Raw genomic sequence first — 18,486 nt, forward strand, 5'->3', positions numbered from 1 at the left:
CGACGGAGGCGTCCAGGCGCCCTTCCGCCTTCGCCGATCGGCGTTCGCACCGGCAATGCGTGCGCGCCGAATCATACAGTCGATGTCCCGCGGTACCGCCCTCGCGGGCCGCAGCGCCCTTCTCGCGGACGAAAAAAAAGCGGCACCTTCGTGCCGCTTCTCCGGTCGACGCATCGCGCCGCGATGCCGCTCAGCGCGACATCATGTTCATGCTGACGTTGTGCATCACCCACAGCGTGCCGACGATCAGGATCGCCGCGGTCAGCACCGTGTAGCTGAACGCCATCACGTTCCAGCGCTGGCCCGACGAGCCGTTCATGTGCAGGAAGTACACGAGGTGCACGACGATCTGCACGAACGCGAGCACGGCAAGCGCGATCAGCGACGCGTGCGGCGACAGCACGCCGCCCATCACGAGGCCGAACGACGCGGCCGTGAGCAGCACCGACAGGATGAAACCGGCGACATAACCGCCGACACTGCCGTGCCCTTCTTCGAGTTGAGACGAATGCGAATGGGCCATTTAGATCACGCTCGCGAGATAGACAAAGGAAAACACGCAGATCCACACGATGTCGAGGAAGTGCCAGAAGAGGCTCAGGCACGTCAGGCGTCGCAGGTCGCGATCGGTCAGGTCGCCGCCGCGAAACACGATCTGCCCGGCGAGCACGATCATCCACAGCAGCCCGGCCGTCACGTGCAGCCCGTGCGTACCGACCAGCGTGAAGAACGCCGACAGGAACGCGCTACGCTGCGGGCCCGCGCCTTCCGCGATCAGGTGCGAGAACTCGCGCAGTTCCATCACGAGAAACGCCGCGCCCAGCACGAACGTTACCGCGAGCCACGCGAGCAGCGCGCCACGCCGCTGCTTGTACGCGGCGAGCATCGCGAACCCGTACGTGATGCTCGACAGCAGCAGCGCGGCGGTTTCCACCGCGACGCCCGGAATGTCGAACAGGTCTTTCGCGGTCGGGCCGCCCGCATACTGCTGGCCGAGCACCGCGAACGTCGCGAACAGCGCGGCAAAGATCACGCAGTCGGTCATCAGGTACAGCCAGAACCCGAACACCGAATGCGACGGCGGATGGTCGTCGTGCTCGAGCAGGGTTGCGCTCAAGGTTTTCTGCAACATCAGTTGGCCTCCAGTTCCACGTCGTCGACGCGCGCGGCCACGCGCTGCGTCGGCTGCTTGTCTTCGGTCTTGCGCACCGTCGACGCAGGGATGTAATAACCGTCGTTATCGCGCGAGCTGTAGATCACGAGCGTCGCGACGATCCCGACGAGCCCGCCGATCGCCATCCACCAGATGTGCCACACCAGCGCGAAGCCGAGCACCAGGCTGAAGATCGCCACCACGAGGCCCGCGCAGGTATTCGACGGCATGTGGATGTCGCGGAACGACGCCGGGTTCGGCCGGCCTTCGCCGCGTGCCTTCATGTCCGCATACGCGTCGAGCGTGCGCACCTGCGGGATCACCGCGAAGTTGTAGTCGGCCGGCGGCGACGAAGTCGCCCACTCCAGCGTGCGGCCGCCCCACGGATCGCCCGTCGTGTCGCGGTATGCCGGCAGGTTGCGGTTGCGGATGCTGACCACCAGTTGCAGCAACTGGCACGCAATGCCGACCGCGATCAGCACGGCGCCGAATGCGGCGACCAGCAGCCACGGATGCCAGGCCGGGTTGTCGTAGTGGTTGAGCCGGCGCGTCATGCCCATGAAGCCGAGCACGTAGAGCGGCACGAACGCGACGTAGAAGCCGACCTGCCAGAACCAGAACGCAGCCTTGCCGAGCTTCTCGTTCAGCTTGAAGCCGAACGCCTTCGGGAACCAGTAGTTGAAGCCCGCGAGATAACCGAACAGCACGCCGCCGATGATCACGTTGTGGAAGTGCGCGATCAGGAACAGGCTGTTGTGCAGCACGAAGTCCGCACCCGGAATCGCCATCATCACGCCGGTCATGCCGCCGATCGTGAACGTGACCATGAAGCCGATCGTCCACAGCACGGGCGTCGTGAATTCGATCCGGCCGCGATACATCGTGAACAGCCAGTTGAACACCTTCACGCCGGTCGGGATCGCGATGATCATCGTCATGATGCCGAAGAACGCGTTCACGTTCGCACCCGAGCCCATCGTGAAGAAGTGGTGCAGCCACACGAGGAACGACAGCACCATGATCGCGCAGGTCGCGTACACCATCGTCTTGTAGCCGAACAGCGGCTTCTTCGCGAACGTCGCGATGACTTCCGAGAAGATCCCGAACGCCGGCAGGATCAGGATGTACACCTCCGGATGGCCCCACGCCCAGATCAGGTTCAGGTACAGCATCGCGTTGCCGCCGGCTTCGTTCGTGAAGAAGTGCATGCCGAGGTAACGGTCGAGGCCGAGCAGCGCGAGCGTCGCGGTCAGGATCGGGAACGACGCCATGATCAGCACGTTCGTGCAGAGCGCGGTCCACGTGAACACCGGCATCTTCATCAGCGTCATGCCCGGCGCGCGCATCTTGATGATCGTCACGAAGAAGTTCACGCCGGTCAGCAGCGTGCCGACGCCCGATATCTGCAGCGCCCACAGGTAGTAGTCGACCCCTACCCCCGGACTGAACTGCAGCTCCGACAGCGGCGGATACGCGAGCCAGCCCGTCTGCGCGAATTCGCCGATCACGAGCGACACGTTGATCAGGATCGCACTGACGGCCGTCATCCAGAAGGAGAGCGAGTTGATGAACGGGAATGCGACGTCGCGCGCGCCGATCTGCAGCGGCACGACCAGGTTCATCAGGCCGACCATGAACACCATCGCCATGAAGAAGATCATGATCACGCCGTGTGCCGTGAAGACCTGGTCATAGTGGTGCGGCGGCAGGTAGCCGGGCCCGTTGTACGAGAGCGCGAGCTGCATGCGCATCATGATCGCGTCGGCGAAGCCGCGCAGCAGCATGATCAGCGCGACGATGATGTACATCACGCCGAGTCTCTTGTGGTCGACCGTGGTCAGCCATTCCGTCCACAGCCATTTCCACCGGCCGGTGATCGTCAGCGCGGCGAGAATGCCCAGCACGACCAGCCCCATGAAGGCGCCTGCCCCCATGATGATGGGCTGATCGAACGGGATCGCCGAGAGTGTGAGTTTGCCGAACATGCGTTACCCCTTCGTGCCGCAGGCGGCGTCCTTCAGGTCGAGGACGTGGCCATCGTTGTATTTCGCGATGATGTTGTGGAAGAGCCGCGGATCGACCGACGAGAAGTAGCGCACCGGCGCCTTCTCGCTCGGCTGGGCGACGGTACCGTACACGGTCGCATCGAGACGGTCGGGCGAGGCCTTCACCTTCTGCACCCATGCATCGAACTGTTCGCGCGGCTCGGCGAGCGTGCGGAACTTCATGTCGGAGAAGCCGCGGCCGCTGAAGTTGGCGGACGTGCCCGCGTAGTTGCCGGGCTCGTCGGCGATCAGGTGCAGGCGCGTCTGCATGCCGGCCATCGCGTAGACCTGGCCGCCGAGCTGCGGGATGAAGAACGAGTTCATCACCGAATCCGACGTGATGCGGAAGTTCACCGGCGTGCCGACCGGAATCGCGAGCTGGTTCACCGACGCGATGCCGAGTTCCGGATAGATGAACAGCCACTTCCAGTCGAGCGCGACGACCTCGACGTCGATCGGCTTCACCGACGACTCGAGCGGCTTGTACGGGTCGAGCTCGTGCGTGGTCTTCCACGTGAGCACGCCGAGGAACAGGATGATCAGCGTCGGCACCGTCCAGATCACGACCTCGATCGCGGTCGAGTGCGACCAGTTCGGCGCGTAGGTGGCGCTGCGGTTCGATGCGCGGTAACGCCACGCGAACCACAGCGTGAGCAGGATCACCGGCACGACGACGACCAGCATCGCCCAGGTGGACGTTGCGATCAGCGCCTTCTCGGCAGCACCCACGCTTCCTTTCGGATTTAGTACATCTAAATTACAGCCTGACAGGCTCAGGGCCGCGCCGATCGACATCAGCGCCACCCCGCCTTTTGAAGCTCTTCTTTTCATCACACCGCCCGAGGGTCATTGAATCCGTTTGCGTATGCCCGATGCGCATTCGATCCACGAAAGTGGCCGAATCATACGTCGCGCGAGTGCGATGAAGAACCAGCTAATGCGGAAAATCATCATTGCAGAATCTGTTGTGAGACACATTGTCGCGGGGCAATTTCACGCAGCCGCACGCGGGCCCGGCGCTACCTGCGCCGGACCGAGATCGATGTGTACGCAACGGCCGCACCGCCGCGCAATGAGCCCCGCTCGCGCGACGTGCCGCGATCAGCCGCGCGTCGATGCCATGTACGACGGCTGCGGCTGCGCAGGGCCGTCCCCTGCCGGCAGCTTCGAGTGGCTCGCGTCTTGGATCAGCCTTCCGACAGTCGGATCGATCGCGTCGGTGAACGGCTTCGGATCGATGCCGACCGCCAGCACGACCAGTGCGAGCGACGCGAACATCACGATCTCGCGACGATTCAGGTCGGCGAGCTTCGCGATCCGCTGGCTCGCGACCTTGCCGAACACGACGCGCTTGAGCATCCACAGCGTGTACGACGCGCTGAGGATCAGCGTCAGTGCCGCGATCGCGCCGATCCAGAAGTTGAAGCGGATCGCGCCCATGATGACCATGAACTCGCCGACGAAGCCCGACGTGCCCGGCAGGCCGACGTTGGCCATGGCGAACAGCACCGTGAAGGTCGCAAAACGCGGCATCACGCCCGCGACGCCGCCGTACGCGGCAATCTCGCGCTGCTTCGTGCGGTCGACGAGCACGTTCACGCACAACAGCATCGCGCCCGCGACGAAGCCGTACGACACGAGTTGCACGATCGCGCCTTCGACGCCGATCCGGTTGAACAGGAACAGCCCGAGCGTGACGATCCCCATGTGTGCGACCGTCGAATACGCGAGCAGCTTGCCGAGATCGGTCTGGGCGAGCGCGATCAGGCTCGCATAGACGATCGCGAACAGCGACAGCGCGATCACGGCCGGCGCGAAGAAGTGGCTCGCGTCGGGTGTCACCGGCAGCGCGAAGCGCAGGAACCCGTAGCCGCCGAGCTTGAGCATCGCGAGCATCAGCGCCGCGCCCGTCGGGCCGTCGGTATAGACGTCGCTCAGCCACGTGTGGACCGGCCACATCGGCACCTTGACCGCGAAGGCGGCGAAGAAGCCGAGGAACACCAGCAACTGCGGCGCGAAGCCGAGCTGCAGCGTGCGCCACACGGCCATGTCGAACGTGTGCGACTGCGCGTACAGGTACAGCATCGCCATCAGCAGCAACAGCGAGCCGGCGAACGAGATGAAGAAGAACTTCACGGCCGCGTACACGCGGCGCTCGCGCCCCCATGTGCCGATCAGCAGGTAAAGCGGGATCAGCGTCGCCTCGAAGAAGATGAAGAACAGCAGCCCGTCCTGTGCGACGAACACGCCGACCATCAGCCCCGACAGGATCAGGAACGACGCGTAGTACTGCGCGACGCGCACCGTGACCGACTCCCACGACGCCACGACCACCACGAGCGTCGTGAACGCGGTCAGCACGACGAGCCACAGCGACGCGCCGTCGATGCCGACCCGCCATCCGGAATTGAATGCCGCCAGCCAGTTGCGGCTCTCGACGAACTGCATCGCGGCCGAGTGCGCATCGAAACCGGCGACCAGCGGAACGACCGCCGCAAGCCCCACCAGCGCGCCGACGAGCGCGATCAGCCTCGTTCGACGTGGATGATGGTCGGAACCGGCACGCAGCAGGCACGCGCCGAACAGGATCGGAGCCCAGATGGCCAGGCTCAGGAAGGGGAAATCATGCATGTCAACAGGGCCTTGATGAAGTCGCGCACTGCATCGGAGACAGGCGAGACGAAAGGAACGAAATCAAATCGACAGAAAGATTTCGTGAATCGCCAATGTTGGCAAAATGTAAAGCGGCATCACGGGAAAGCTTGACGCCGCTCAAACGCGATCGGGTTAACCAGCATAAGGCGATTGATTATTTTCTGCAGCGCAGCAGAACATTGATTTCCACAACACACCGTATCTTTATGATTTTTATGAGTAATTTTTTGTATTGATCGGTCAGACAGATAGCAAAAATCGACGCAGCGCCGCATTTTTGACATCCGCCTGCCATTTCGGAGGGTCGGAACGAGCTGATTGGCGCCAGACAAGACGGCGAGAACGCAGCCCTGATTTCTTACAGACTATCTTTCATTTTTATTTCATTTCGTCTTGCTCGACGCGGATCGAGTGAATGGTCGCGCCGCTCGCCCCCTCTCCGCACTCTCGTGACCGTGCGCGACATCCCGCAACGCGGGCGGGTCACGCGCTACGGAGAACGGATCGATCACGAGCAGCAATGCCGCCTTGCTTCATCGCGACGAGAGGCGCGACGATCGCGTGGACTCGTGCAGGATCTGCGGGCGCTCGCAATACACGCATATGCCGTCGACCATCGCGTGCCGGTAGCCGCGTGCCGCCGAGCGCAACACGCGTGGTCGTCGACAAGTCCGTCGACGAAACGATGAATCGATGAGAGAAGACAGCCGGAACGGAACGCACGCTCGACCCGAGCACTCATTGGACATTGAGCACCACGCCCACATTGGCCGGCGGACGAGATCCAGCCGCATCGCGTGTCGGGCGCTCGACGGGCTGGAAAAAGAAAAAGCCCCGCAAGTCCGAGAACTTGCGGGGCTTTGTCACCGCTTTTGGCGGAGACGGAGGGATTCGAACCCTCGATCCAGGTTTTGGCCCAGATGCTCCCTTAGCAGGGGAGTGCCTTCGACCTCTCGGCCACGTCTCCCAAACTTTCGCTCGCACCAGGGAGGCAGTGCGACGAGAACGAAATAATATAGGGTTTCGAACCGCACGTCAATTTCCGTGATGCATTTTCTTCAATGCATCACGAAAAATTCACGATGCCTGGTCGAGTTCGAATGCCTTGTGCAACGCGCGGACGGCCAGCTCCATGTATTTCTCGTCGATCAGCACCGAAATCTTGATTTCGGACGTCGAGATCATCTGGATGTTGATGCCCTCTTCCGACAGCGTGCGGAACATCTTGCTCGCGACGCCCACGTGCGAACGCATGCCGACGCCGACCACCGACACCTTCGACACCTTCGGATCGCCCTGCACCTGCTCGGCGTTCACGTGGCCCTTCACCTGGTTGGTGAGGATGTCCATCGCCTTCTGGTAGTCGCCGCGGCCGACCGTGAACGTGAAGTCGGTCTTGCCCTGGACGCTCTGGTTCTGGATGATCATGTCGACGTCGACGTTCGCATCCGCGACCGGGCCGAGGATCTGATACGCGATGCCCGGCTTGTCGGGCACGCCCATCACAGCAATGCGTGCTTCGTCGCGCTGGAACGCGATGCCGGAAATGACTGCCTTTTCCATGGTCTCGTCTTCTTCAAAAGTAATCAGGGTGCCCGAGCGCATTTCTTCGTCGAGCGCAATCAGCGGATCGGTCAGGCTCGACAGCACGCGCGTCTTCACCTGGTATTTGCCGGCGAATTCGACCGAGCGGATCTGCAGGACCTTCGAGCCGAGGCTGGCCATTTCCAGCATTTCCTCGAACGTCACGCGATCGAGGCGTCGCGCCTCTTCGACGACGCGTGGGTCGGTCGTGTAGACGCCGTCGACGTCCGTGTAAATCAGGCACTCTTCGGCACCCAGCGCAGCCGCGACCGCCACCGCCGACGTATCCGAGCCGCCACGGCCCAGCGTCGTGATGTGGCCGTCCGGATCGACGCCCTGGAAGCCCGTGATGATCACGACCTTGCCTGCATTCAGATCGGCCTTCACGCGCTCGTCATCGATCGAGTGAATGCGCGCTTTCGTGAACGCGCTGTCCGTCTTGATCGGCACTTGCCAGCCGGCGTAGCTCACGGCCTCGACGCCGATTTCCTGCAGCGCGATCGACAGCAGGCCGACGCTGACCTGCTCGCCGGTCGACGCGATCATGTCGAGCTCGCGCGGGCTCGGCTGGCTCGAAATCTCTTTCGCAAGACCGAGCAGACGGTTGGTTTCGCCGGACATCGCCGAAGGCACGACCACCATCTGGTGCCCGGCCTGATGCCATTTTGCGACGCGTTTCGCGACGTTCTTGATGCGCTCGACCGAGCCCATCGAAGTGCCGCCGTATTTGTGTACGATGAGTGCCATTGTCGTTCTGAACTGGAGGAGAAACCGCACGGGCGCGCTGGGCAGGCCGCGTAGCCGTTCGGTCACGCGGCTTGTGGCTGTGGACGGACGACGAGGGGGACGGCTGGGACGCAACACGCAAGCGTGACGGATTTTGCCCGGAAGGCCGATCAGGCCGCGCAAACCGGGTACGTCACGCGGAAAACCTGCACAAATCGCTCAAAAATCGAGCCGAGCAAACGACCGAGCGTACCCGATAGAGGCCCGCTTGACAAGCCGCTCGCCGCGTCCGGAGCCGTTCCGGCGCTGTTTACCAAATGGTGAAAATGCGCGCGCCATCGCACCGCCGGAAGCCTGCCCGCCGTTACGCGATCAGCAGGTCGGGACGCCATTCGATCCGGCGCCAGGCACCGTCGCCGGCCGCCTCGCTGCCGAACGCGCCGACATCGCGATTGACGCCGAGCCGCGGCACGTAGATCAGCCGCTCGCCCACGAACAAGAGCGGCACGTCGCGCTGCCAGGCCGGCACGCCGCGCTCCTGGAACAGGTTCTTCAGCGTGCGACCCGGCCCGCCCGGCGACGTGCGCATCCGCTCGCCGCCCGCTCGGGCGCGCGCCACGAGCCGCGCGCCGCGCAGCAGCACCTCCGGCACCGCATCGGGGCTTGCCGCGTCGGCCGGCGCGAACACGAACGTGCCGCGCCATCCCGGCAGGTGCCAGACCTCCTGCCCGTCCCACGCGAGCGATGCGTCCGGATGGGGCGTGCCGGTGCCGTCGTCGGCCGGCTCGCTGCTGTCGCCCGCTTCCCAGTAGACGACATCGCGATAAAGCCGCAAGCATTGCCCCGCGTGATCGACGCGCAATGCATGGGCATCGTGTGCGGCACGCAACTGCCGCATCATGTTGGCGAGCCGGGCGGCCGACGCGCCCGGCAAACCGAGCCGGCGCATCCAGAAGCGCAGCAGGTTCGCGCCACGCGTATCGTCGAACGCAACCAGTGCATCGCGTGACAGCGCCTGTCCGTCATCGCGCGCGGCAACGACGAAGTCGAGTTCAGCCAGATCGTCGAGCAACCGCTGGGCGGCGGCCGCATGCTGGGCCGCGCGGCCCAGCGCGTCGCGAAAGCCCGGGAAATGCACGGCCAGCGCCGGCAGCACGTCGATGCGCAGCGCATTGCGCGCGTAACGCGTGTCGTTGTTCGATTCGTCGTCGATCCATTCGAGCGCGCGCTGCGCCGCATAACGCTCGAGTTGCGCGCGCAGCAATCGCAGCAGCGGGCGCACGCGCTCGACGCTCACGCCGTCGGGGCGGTAACGCGGCGCCATCGCGGCAAGCCCCGCGATCCCCGCGCCGCGCAACAACTGCAGCAACACGGTCTCGGCCTGGTCGTCCGCATGCTGCGCGAGCCACAGCGCGGCCGCGCCGTGGCGTTCGCACATCTCGTCGAGCGCCGCATAGCGCCGCTCGCGCGCCGTCGCCTCGACACCGAGGCCGCTGTCGCGCGGCACGTCGACGCACATCGATTCGAATGCGACGCCGAGCCCGGCCGCGCTCGCCTCGGCATGCGCAACCCAGGCGTCGGCGTTCGCACTCAGCCCGTGATGCACGTGCAGTGCGACGCAGCGCGACGCGCCCGCGACGCGCACGGCCGCATCGAGCAACACCGTCGAATCGAGGCCGCCGCTGTATGCGATCGCGATGCGCGCATCGGGCGGCATGCCGGAAAGCGCAACGCCGACCGCGTCGAGGACGACGCGGTCGGCGGAGAATTCGGTCGGTGGGATCACGAGAGGAACGCGCGCGCAGCGGCGCGCGTATTGAACACGCGGGCGGTCATGCGCCCGGCGTGGTTTCCTTGAACTTGCCGTAGGCCATCAGGCGCTCGAAGCGGCGCTCGCGCAGCGCATCGATGCTCATGCCCTGGAACTGGCGCAGCGAATCGGCGAGCGCGCGGCGCAGCAGCGCAGCCATGCCCTTCGGATCGCGATGTGCGCCGCCGAGCGGCTCGTTGATGATCTTGTCGATCAGGCCGAGCGCCTTCAGGCGGTGTGCGGTCAGGCCGAGCGCTTCCGCGGCTTCCGGCGCCTTCGCTGCGCTCTTCCACAGGATCGACGCGCAGCCTTCCGGCGAGATCACCGAGTAGGTCGAGAACTGCAGCATCATCACGGTGTCGGCCACGGCGATCGCGAGCGCGCCGCCCGAACCGCCCTCGCCGATCACGGTCGTGATGATCGGCGTCTTCAGCTCGGCCATCACGTACAGGTTGCGGCCGATCGCCTCCGACTGGCCGCGCTCTTCCGCGCCGATGCCCGGGTACGCACCCGGCGTGTCGACGAACGTGAAGATCGGCAGCCCGAACTTCTCGGCGAGACGCATCAGGCGCTCGGCCTTGCGATAGCCTTCCGGACGCGGCATCCCGAAGTTGCGCGCGGCGCGTTCCTTCGTGTCACGGCCCTTCTGGTGACCGATCACCATGCACGGATGGCCGCCGAAGCGCGCGAGACCGCCGACGATCGACAGGTCGTCCGCGAACGCGCGGTCGCCATGCAGCTCGTGAAAATCGGTAAACAGTTCCGCAACGTAATCGAGCGTGTACGGGCGCTGCGGATGCCGCGCGATCTGCGAAACCTGCCACGGCGACAGGTTCGCGTAGAGGTCTTTCGTCAGTTGCTGGCTTTTCTTCGACAGCCGCTCGATTTCTTCCGAAATGTCGACAGCCGAGTCGTCCTGCACGAATCGCAGCTCTTCGATCTTGGCCTCGAGTTCGGCGATCGGCTGTTCGAAATCCAGAAACGTGGTCTTCATGTGTTCGAATCCTTGGGTCTTGCGGCAGCGCGTATTCTACCCGCGCGGGCGACGCTCAAAACCGGCTCTCAACTATTGATGTTTAAAACCCGATAGCCGCCGCTCAGGCGTCGGCGTCGGGCGCATCGAGGCTGCGCCACATGTACCAGGTCGCGACGGTGCGCCACGGTTCCCAGTTGGCCGCGACTTCACGCGCCTCGCTGCGCGTGACGGGTTCCCCGCTGAAGTAATTGACGCTGATCGCGCGGATCAGGCCCGGGTCGTCGAGCGGCAGGACATCCGGCCGCGACAGGTTGAAGATCAGGAACATCTCGGCTGTCCAGCGGCTGATGCCGCGGATCTGCGTGAGTTCCGCGATCACGTCCTCGTCGTCCATCGACGTCCATTTGTCGACGTGCAGCGCGCCCGACACGAAATGCTGCGCGAGATCAAGGATGTATTCCGTCTTGCGCTTCGACAGCCCGCACGCGATCAGCTTGTCCGCGCCGAGCCGGATCACCGGTTGCGGCGCGAGTTTCGGACAGGCATCCCCGATGCGCGCCCACAGCGACTGCGCCGACGGCACCGAAATCTGCTGGCCGACGACCGAGCGCGCAAGCGTGACGAACGGGTCGCCGCGCTTCACGAGATGCGCGGGACCGAACTTCGGAATCAGTTTCTTCAGGATCCGGTCGCGCTTGACGAGGTCGGCGCATGCCTTGTCCCAGTAAGCAGGACGCACGACGACCTCCTCGCCGTCCGCTTCGGACGCACGGGCCTTGCGGGCCGCGTCGGCGGCCGGCTGCGCGGCCGCGGGCTGCACATGACCGTTGAGCGCGCCGTTCGGCACGGCGCGCGTTGCGTCCGTCTTCACCGGCGGCACGCGCTTGGCTGCCGGACGCGCGGCGACCGGGGTCGCGCGCCTGACCGGCGCTTTTCTGGCCGTTGCCATCTTGCCTCCTACCTGACGGATCGGTCAGTGGAACGCACCGCGCTCATACGCGACGCCATTCGGTCGATCCGCCCGGTTTGTCTTCAAGTGCGATACCGGTCTCGAGCAGTTCCGCCCGGATCCGGTCCGCTTCGGCATAGTCCTTCGCTTGCTTCGCCGCGACGCGCGCGGCGATCTTCGCTTCGATCTCGTCGGCGGCGAGCCCGCCCGCCTGCGCGGCACCCGACGCCTGCTGCAGGAACGCGCGCGGTTCGCGGCCCAGCAGGCCGAGCAGCCCCGCCAGCTGTTTCAGTTGCCGCGCGAGCGATGCGTCGCGCGTGCGATTCACCTCGCCCGCCAGCTCGAACAACGTCGCCACCGCAACCGGCGTGTTGAAGTCGTCGTTCATCGCGGCCGCGAAACGCTGCGCGTGCGGCTCGTTCCAGTCGAGCGCGAGCGTGTCGGCATCGACGTCCTTCAGCGCGGTGTAGAGGCGCGTGAGCGACGCGCGCGCATCGTCGAGATGCACGTCGCTGTAATTGAGAGGCGAACGGTAGTGCGTGCGCACGATGAAGAAGCGCATGACTTCCGCGTCGTAGCGCTCGAGCACTTCGCGGATCGTGAAGAAGTTGCCGAGCGATTTCGACATCTTCTCGTTGTCGACCTGCACGAAGCCGTTGTGCATCCAGTAATTGACGAACGTCTGGCCGGTCGCGCCTTCGCTCTGCGCGATCTCGTTCTCGTGGTGCGGGAATTGCAGGTCCTGCCCGCCGCCATGGATGTCGAAATGTTCGCCGAGCAGCGTGCAGCCCATCGCCGAGCACTCGATGTGCCAGCCCGGGCGGCCCATCCCGTACTTCGACGCCCACGACGCGCCTTCCGGATCTTCCGGCTTCGCCCGCTTCCACAGCACGAAGTCGAGCGGATCTTCCTTCGCGTCGTTCGCGGCGACGCGCTCGCCCGCGCGGAGATCGTCGAGCGACTTGCCCGACAGCTTTCCGTAGTTCGCGAACTTGCGCACCGAGTAATTGACGTCGCCGTCGGTCGCCTGATACGCGTAACCGTTCGTCTCGAGCGTCTCGATCATGCCGAGCATCTGCGGAATGAACGCCGTCGCACGCGGCTCGATGTCGGGCCGCTGGATGCCGAGCGCGCTTTCGTCGTCGTGCATCGCGCCGATGAACCGGTCGGTCAGCGACTTGATCGTCTCGCCGTTCTCGACCGCGCGGCGGATGATCTTGTCGTCGATGTCGGTGATGTTGCGCACATACGTGACCCGGTAACCGATCGCACGCAACCAGCGCTGGACGAGGTCGAACACGACCAGCATGCGCGCGTGGCCCACGTGACAATAGTCGTATACGGTGATTCCGCATACGTACATCCGCACTTCGCCGGGCTGGCGCGGCACGAAGACTTGCTTGTCACGCGCGAGCGTGTTGTAGATGCGCAGTGATTCCATAGAGATGAACCGTGAGCCGAAGGAAACCGCCCTGGCGAAGCTCGCCCAGCATGCGAAACGGACGGACCATCTGCTGCGGCACCAGGCCGAGCGTCCTCGATATCACATGGGGCGGTCAGGCTGCAAGCACAGCGGTGACGGCCACGAGAGGCAAAGAAAGACTGTCTGCCGCTCGCCGGAACGCGCAGACGTTTTGTTAGAATGGCTCGGAGTATAACATTCCGATTTACGCCTATGAAACCTCATCGCGGCCGCGCGCAGAGCGCTGCGACCCTCGTTGCGACCACCGTCATGGGCGTCGCGCTGACGCTTTTCGCGGCCCCGGCGGCGCATGCGCAGAAGGCCCCGGCCACCGCCGACGGCACGCCCGAAATCGACGCGTCGATCGCCGGCAAGCAGTGGAAGCAGGCGCTCGCGCAGCTCGACGCGCGCATCGCTTCGAACCCGCACGACCTGCAGGCACAGTTCAAGCGCGGCACCGTGCTGGCCCGCCTGAACCGCGACGACGACGCGATCCAGCAGTTCGTCGCGATCACGCAGGCGTACCCCGAACTGCCCGAGCCGTACAACAACCTTGCGGCGCTTTACGCGAAGCATGGCCGATACGACGAAGCGCGCACCGCGCTCGTCACGGCAACGCAAGCGAACCCGAGCTACTCGCTCGCATACGAAAACCTCGGCGATCTTTACCTGCGCCTCGCGGCCGAGTCGTACAAGCGCGCGCAATCGCTCGGCCGCACGAGCGGCGCGACCGCGCAGCGCCTCGCCGATCTCCAGAAGATCGTGTCGCCGCCGAAGGCCGCGCCGAACGCCCGCGCGGCCTCACCGGCCACGCGCGACTACTCCGACCGCGCCGCCGCGAACGTGAGCACCACCACGCTGCCGATGTCGCCGACGTTCCAGTTCAGCGGTCCGTCGGGCGCACTGGCGGCGCCGTACGTCGCGCCGTCGCAATAAGCGGCGCGGCCTTCTTTCCCTCCCAACCTGAGGATCGCAATGAAACGTCTGTTGCTGGCGCTTGGCGGCGCCGCCCTTCTCGCGACCGCGACCGCACCTGCGTTCGCGCAATCGGCTACCGCGCACCCCGTCGTGCAGCTGAAGACCTCGCAGGGCGACATCCGCGTCGAGCTCTACCCGGAGAAGGCGCCGAAATCGGTCGCCAACTTCCTCGATTACGTGAAGGCCGGCCAGTACAACGGCACGATCTTCCATCGCGTGATCAAGGGCTTCATGATCCAGGGCGGCGGCTACAAGACCAACTTCGAGGAGAAGCCGACCCGCGCGCCGATCCCGCTGGAAAGCCGCAATGGTCTGAAGAACTTGACGGGCACGATCGCGATGGCGCGCACGAGCGATCCGAATTCGGCCACCGCGCAGTTCTTCATCAACACGGTCGACAACAGCGGCCTCGACTACCCGAACCCGGACGGCAACGGTTATGCGGTGTTCGGCAAGGTCGTGTCGGGTCTCGACGTCGTGAAGAAGATCGAAGGCGTCGCGACGACCTCGCGCGGCCCGATGCAGGACGTGCCCGCACAACCGATCGTGATCGAATCGGCGAGCGTCGTCTCGAAGTAAGAACCTGCCGGCACGTCCGGCGCCTCACGCGGCCGCGTCGCACGACCGGCCGCGTGCCATTTAAACCGCCTCACCGAAGGAATTCATCATGGTTGAACTGCATACGAACCACGGCGTGATCAAGCTCGAGCTCGACGCCGCGAAGGCACCGAAGACGGTCGAAAACTTCCTGAACTACGTGAAGAAGGGCCACTACGACGGCACCGTGTTCCATCGCGTGATCAACGGCTTCATGATCCAGGGCGGCGGCTTCGAGCCGGGCCTGAAGCAGAAGCCGACCGATGCGCCGATCGACAACGAAGCGAACAACGGCCTGAAGAACGACAACTACACGATCGCGATGGCGCGCACGAACGATCCGCACTCGGCGACCGCCCAGTTCTTCATCAACGTGAACGACAACGACTTCCTGAACCACTCGTCGCCGACGCCGCAAGGCTGGGGCTACGCCGTGTTCGGCAAGGTTGTCGAAGGCCAGGACGTGGTCGACAAGATCAAGGGCGTCAAGACGGGCAACGCCGGTTTCCACCAGGACGTGCCGGCCGACGACGTCGTGATCGAAAAGGCCGTCGTGGTCTGACGCACAGCACGTAACGGAGGCACTTCGATGTTGCAGGAGAGTCCGCCGCGAAGCGTCTCCGCGGGCGTGCCGGGCGAGCGCGAATACGCGCAAGCCGCACGCCCGTTCCTGTTTCTCTCCGATCTGCACCTGAGCGAAGCGATTCCGAAGACGGTCGCCGCGTTCGAGCATTTCGTGAAATACACCGCCGACAGCGCCGACTCGGTGTTCATCCTCGGTGATCTGTTCGAATACTGGATCGGCGACGACATCCTCGACGACGATCCGTTCGCGGCCCGCATGGCCGCGCTGTTGCACACGTTCTCGGAACGCGGAATTGCGCTGTACGTGATGCATGGCAACCGCGATTTCCTGCTCGGCCGTCGCTTCATGAAGGCAGCCGGTGCGATGCTGCTGCCCGACCCGTCGCTGATCATGGCGTTCGGCCAGCGCATCGTGCTCGCGCACGGCGACGCGCAATGCACGGCCGATCGCGGCTACCAGCTGTTCCGCCGCTTCGCACGCAACCGCGTCGCGCAATGGCTGTTTCTCGCGTGGCCGTTCCGCTGGCGCCGCGCGCTCGCGCAGCGCATGCGCTCAAACAGCGAAGCGGGCCGGATCCGCCCTGCTTCGGCGATTTACGATGTCACGCGTGAAGGGGTAGCCGCCCTGTTCCGGAAAAGCCGCGCGAGCGTGATCATTCACGGCCATACGCACCGCCCCGCGCGCCACAGCGAGCCGGGCGGCATTCGCTGGGTGTTGCCCGACTGGGATCTCGACCACGGCAAGCCGCGCGGCGGTTACCTGCGTGTCGACGCGGAAGGCATCCACGCGATGCCGCTCGACTGACGCGGCCGCCGCCGTCGAACCGACCTGTTGCGACCGGTAGCGACCGGCAGCGACCCGCATCGATCACGTTACGCCTGGCGCTCGACCGTCTTGCCTTCCAGCACCGCCGACAGCCGGCGCAGATCGAGGCGCGCCGCATCGGCGCCCTGCAGCGTTTCCAGATGCGTGCCGAGCCGCTCGAGCGCCGCGACGATCTCGTCGACACGGCGGCTTTCCTTCGCAGCGTGATCGATCAGCCCGTGAATGGCGAGCGACATCGGATCGTCGGCATTCGGCGTGATCCCGTACGCGGAGAACGCCGCGCGTTCGGGCTGCGGCTTCGGCTGCGCCGGCATCACGATGCGCGCCGGATTGCCGACTGCCGTGCCACCTGCCGGCACCGGCTTCACGACGACCGCGTTCGAACCGATCTTCGCGCCCGCACCGACCGTGAAACCGCCGAGCACCTTCGCACCCGCGCCGACGATCACGCCGGCCTCGAGCGTCGGGTGGCGCTTCGCGCCGCGCGTGAGCGACGTGCCGCCCAGCGTCACGCCCTGATAGATCGTGCAGTCGTCGCCGATGATCGCCGTCTCGCCGATCACGACACCCATGCCGTGATCGATGAACACGCGCCGGCCGATCGTCGCGCCCGGGTGGATTTCAATGCCGGTCAGGAACCGGCCGGCCTGTGACGCGAAACGCGCGAGCCAGTAGCGCTTCGCGCGCCAGCATGCGTGCGCGAAACGATGCAGTACGAGCGCATGCAGCCCCGGATAACAGGTCAGCACTTCCCATGCACTGCGAGCGGCGGGATCCCGCTCGCGAATCGTTGCAACGTCTTCGCGCAGTCTCGTGAACATGATGTGGTCTGGGAAAAGGCCGGCGCGCATCGCCGGCAATGACCGGCCGTTATCGCGCCGGGTAATTTAGTTATGACGTTCGGCGATTGTAGGGCGAGTCGCGCACGGCCGCACGAGCCCGCGCGTTCACCCCGCCGACGGCGCGGGTATTCGGCCGTAACGCTTGCTGGCATTGAGTTTGCGGGATGGCCGAACAGGCCGGGCGATTCGGCCCGGCGCTTCCGGCGGCCGACGCAGCACCTGCCCGACAGGGAAACGGCCCCGCGCGCCGAGCCGTCCTGCAGCCCGTGCACTGTGCACCGGCCGCTTATGCGTCGCCGCCCGGTTTGCCCGACTTCAGCAGGATGTGCTTCGCGATACCGCGCAGGATATTGACCTCCTCACGCTCGAGGCCCGTGCGCGCGAACAGGCGCCGCAGCCGCGGCATCAGCTTCTTCGGGTTGCGCGGATCGAGGAAATCGAGTGCGATCAGCGCGTTCTCGAGGTGCACGTACATCCGCTCGATCTCGTCGCTCTGCGCGAGCGTGCCGGCTTCGGCCGGCGCTTGCGCCGACGGCTCGCTCGCCTGCTCGAGAAACGCGACGCGCAGCTCGTATGCGAGCACCTGCACGGCCTGTGCGAGATTCAGCGAACTGTAGGCCGGGTTCGCCGGGATGTGCGCGAGCGCGCTGCACTGCTCGACGTGCTCGTTCGCGAGGCCCGTGCGCTCGTTGCCGAACACGAGCGCGATGTCGCCCGCACCGACCTGTGCGCACGCCTGCGTGGCGGCCGCGCGCGGCGCGAGACGCGGCGGCCCGTATTCGCGCGTACGCGCGGTCAGTGCGATCGACCAGTGCACGCCGGACAGCGCATCGCCAAGCGTCGGCACGACATGCGCGGAGGCGAGGACGTCGTCCGCGCCGCTGGCCATCGCGATCGCCTCGGGATCGCTCTGGACGTGCGGCACACGCGGCGCGACCAGCACCAGACGAGAAAAACCCATCGTCTTCAGCGCGCGGGCGGCCGCCCCGACGTTGCCGGGATGGCTCGGCTCGACGAGCACGAAACGGGTGGACGTGAAGCCGCCGGACGGCGGCCGGGACGAGGCCGCGCCCGACTCGGACGGCGCGGCGGTGATCTGCGGGGTTTCCACTACGATACGACTCGGTTCATCAGAATGGCAGTATGGTATCGCCATCGCCGCGGCAAACCCACTCGTCCGGACGGATAGTGGGGGTTTCCCCGTATTCCGGTCGCCTGAAACCGCCAAAAATCGGGTAAAATCATGCCTTTACGCGTCGCACTCCGTGCGGCGCGGGTCGTACCCCGTTCTTTGTCAA

The 18,486-nt window shown here is 65.2% G+C and carries 16 protein-coding genes and 1 tRNA gene; 4 read left to right on the forward strand and 13 right to left on the reverse strand.

What is annotated here, in order from left to right:
- Window positions 1-190 precede the first annotated feature (190 nt).
- From cyoD to cysS, 11 genes are all read right to left on the reverse strand, one after another.
- The gene (gene cyoD / locus PQB87_RS11730; RefSeq protein ID WP_011352504.1) at window positions 191-523 is read right to left on the reverse strand and encodes a cytochrome o ubiquinol oxidase subunit IV; all 333 of its coding nucleotides are present in this window, start codon (window positions 521-523) and stop codon (window positions 191-193) included.
- Window positions 524-1,132, reverse strand: coding sequence for a cytochrome o ubiquinol oxidase subunit III (gene cyoC / locus PQB87_RS11735; RefSeq protein ID WP_021162482.1), 609 nt, complete (start codon window positions 1,130-1,132; stop codon window positions 524-526). It abuts the gene before it with no gap.
- Complete coding sequence (gene cyoB, locus PQB87_RS11740) at window positions 1,132-3,138, reverse strand: cytochrome o ubiquinol oxidase subunit I (protein ID WP_021162481.1); 2,007 nt, start codon at window positions 3,136-3,138, stop codon at window positions 1,132-1,134. Before cyoB ends, cyoC begins: the two co-directional genes overlap by 1 nt.
- 3 nt (window positions 3,139-3,141) lie before the next feature.
- Window positions 3,142-4,029: a ubiquinol oxidase subunit II gene (cyoA, locus tag PQB87_RS11745; protein WP_042977071.1), complete on the reverse strand. Its 888-nt coding sequence runs from the start codon at window positions 4,027-4,029 to the stop codon at window positions 3,142-3,144.
- Between the two features lie 270 nt (window positions 4,030-4,299).
- Window positions 4,300-5,829 carry a complex I subunit 4 family protein gene (locus PQB87_RS11750; RefSeq protein ID WP_059688877.1) on the reverse strand — a complete coding sequence of 510 codons (1,530 nt, stop codon included), beginning with the start codon at window positions 5,827-5,829 and terminating at the stop codon, window positions 4,300-4,302.
- An 897-nt stretch (window positions 5,830-6,726) separates the two neighbouring features.
- Window positions 6,727-6,820: transfer RNA gene (locus tag PQB87_RS11755), tRNA-Ser, on the reverse strand.
- A gap of 110 nt (window positions 6,821-6,930) precedes the next feature.
- Window positions 6,931-8,184, reverse strand: coding sequence for an aspartate kinase (locus PQB87_RS11760; protein WP_027787050.1), 1,254 nt, complete (start codon window positions 8,182-8,184; stop codon window positions 6,931-6,933).
- A gap of 343 nt (window positions 8,185-8,527) precedes the next feature.
- Window positions 8,528-9,949, reverse strand: coding sequence for a tRNA lysidine(34) synthetase TilS (tilS, locus tag PQB87_RS11765; protein WP_174413492.1), 1,422 nt, complete (start codon window positions 9,947-9,949; stop codon window positions 8,528-8,530).
- A gap of 46 nt (window positions 9,950-9,995) precedes the next feature.
- Window positions 9,996-10,967: an acetyl-CoA carboxylase carboxyltransferase subunit alpha gene (locus PQB87_RS11770; RefSeq protein ID WP_006478433.1), complete on the reverse strand. Its 972-nt coding sequence runs from the start codon at window positions 10,965-10,967 to the stop codon at window positions 9,996-9,998.
- A gap of 103 nt (window positions 10,968-11,070) precedes the next feature.
- Window positions 11,071-11,898, reverse strand: a complete 828-nt coding sequence (locus tag PQB87_RS11775) for a DNA-3-methyladenine glycosylase family protein (protein ID WP_111941503.1) — start codon at window positions 11,896-11,898, stop codon at window positions 11,071-11,073.
- A gap of 43 nt (window positions 11,899-11,941) precedes the next feature.
- Complete coding sequence (gene cysS / locus PQB87_RS11780) at window positions 11,942-13,339, reverse strand: cysteine--tRNA ligase (RefSeq protein ID WP_021162658.1); 1,398 nt, start codon at window positions 13,337-13,339, stop codon at window positions 11,942-11,944.
- Between the two features lie 234 nt (window positions 13,340-13,573).
- On the opposite strand from cysS, the gene PQB87_RS11785 reads away from it, so the two are divergent.
- From PQB87_RS11785 to PQB87_RS11800, 4 genes are all read left to right on the forward strand, one after another.
- On the forward strand, window positions 13,574-14,296 hold the full coding sequence (locus PQB87_RS11785) for a tetratricopeptide repeat protein (RefSeq protein ID WP_060060498.1): 723 nt from the start codon (window positions 13,574-13,576) through the stop codon (window positions 14,294-14,296).
- A 39-nt stretch (window positions 14,297-14,335) separates the two neighbouring features.
- Complete coding sequence (locus tag PQB87_RS11790; RefSeq protein WP_021162660.1) at window positions 14,336-14,917, forward strand: peptidylprolyl isomerase; 582 nt, start codon at window positions 14,336-14,338, stop codon at window positions 14,915-14,917.
- 88 nt (window positions 14,918-15,005) lie between these two features.
- Window positions 15,006-15,497, forward strand: coding sequence for a peptidylprolyl isomerase (locus PQB87_RS11795; protein ID WP_006751616.1), 492 nt, complete (start codon window positions 15,006-15,008; stop codon window positions 15,495-15,497).
- Between the two features lie 27 nt (window positions 15,498-15,524).
- On the forward strand, window positions 15,525-16,325 hold the full coding sequence (locus PQB87_RS11800) for a UDP-2,3-diacylglucosamine diphosphatase (RefSeq protein ID WP_233344712.1): 801 nt from the start codon (window positions 15,525-15,527) through the stop codon (window positions 16,323-16,325).
- Between the two features lie 68 nt (window positions 16,326-16,393).
- Here the strand turns inward: PQB87_RS11800 and cysE are convergent, their stop codons facing one another.
- Together cysE and PQB87_RS11810 are read right to left on the reverse strand one after the other, a co-directional pair.
- Complete coding sequence (cysE, locus tag PQB87_RS11805; protein ID WP_021162662.1) at window positions 16,394-17,167, reverse strand: serine O-acetyltransferase; 774 nt, start codon at window positions 17,165-17,167, stop codon at window positions 16,394-16,396.
- Window positions 17,168-17,474: 307 nt separating this feature from the next.
- Window positions 17,475-18,299, reverse strand: coding sequence for an RNA methyltransferase (locus tag PQB87_RS11810; RefSeq protein ID WP_153488556.1), 825 nt, complete (start codon window positions 18,297-18,299; stop codon window positions 17,475-17,477).
- Window positions 18,300-18,486: the final 187 nt, after the last annotated feature.

The sequence above is a fragment of the Burkholderia sp. KL41 genome (genome assembly GCF_057005415.2).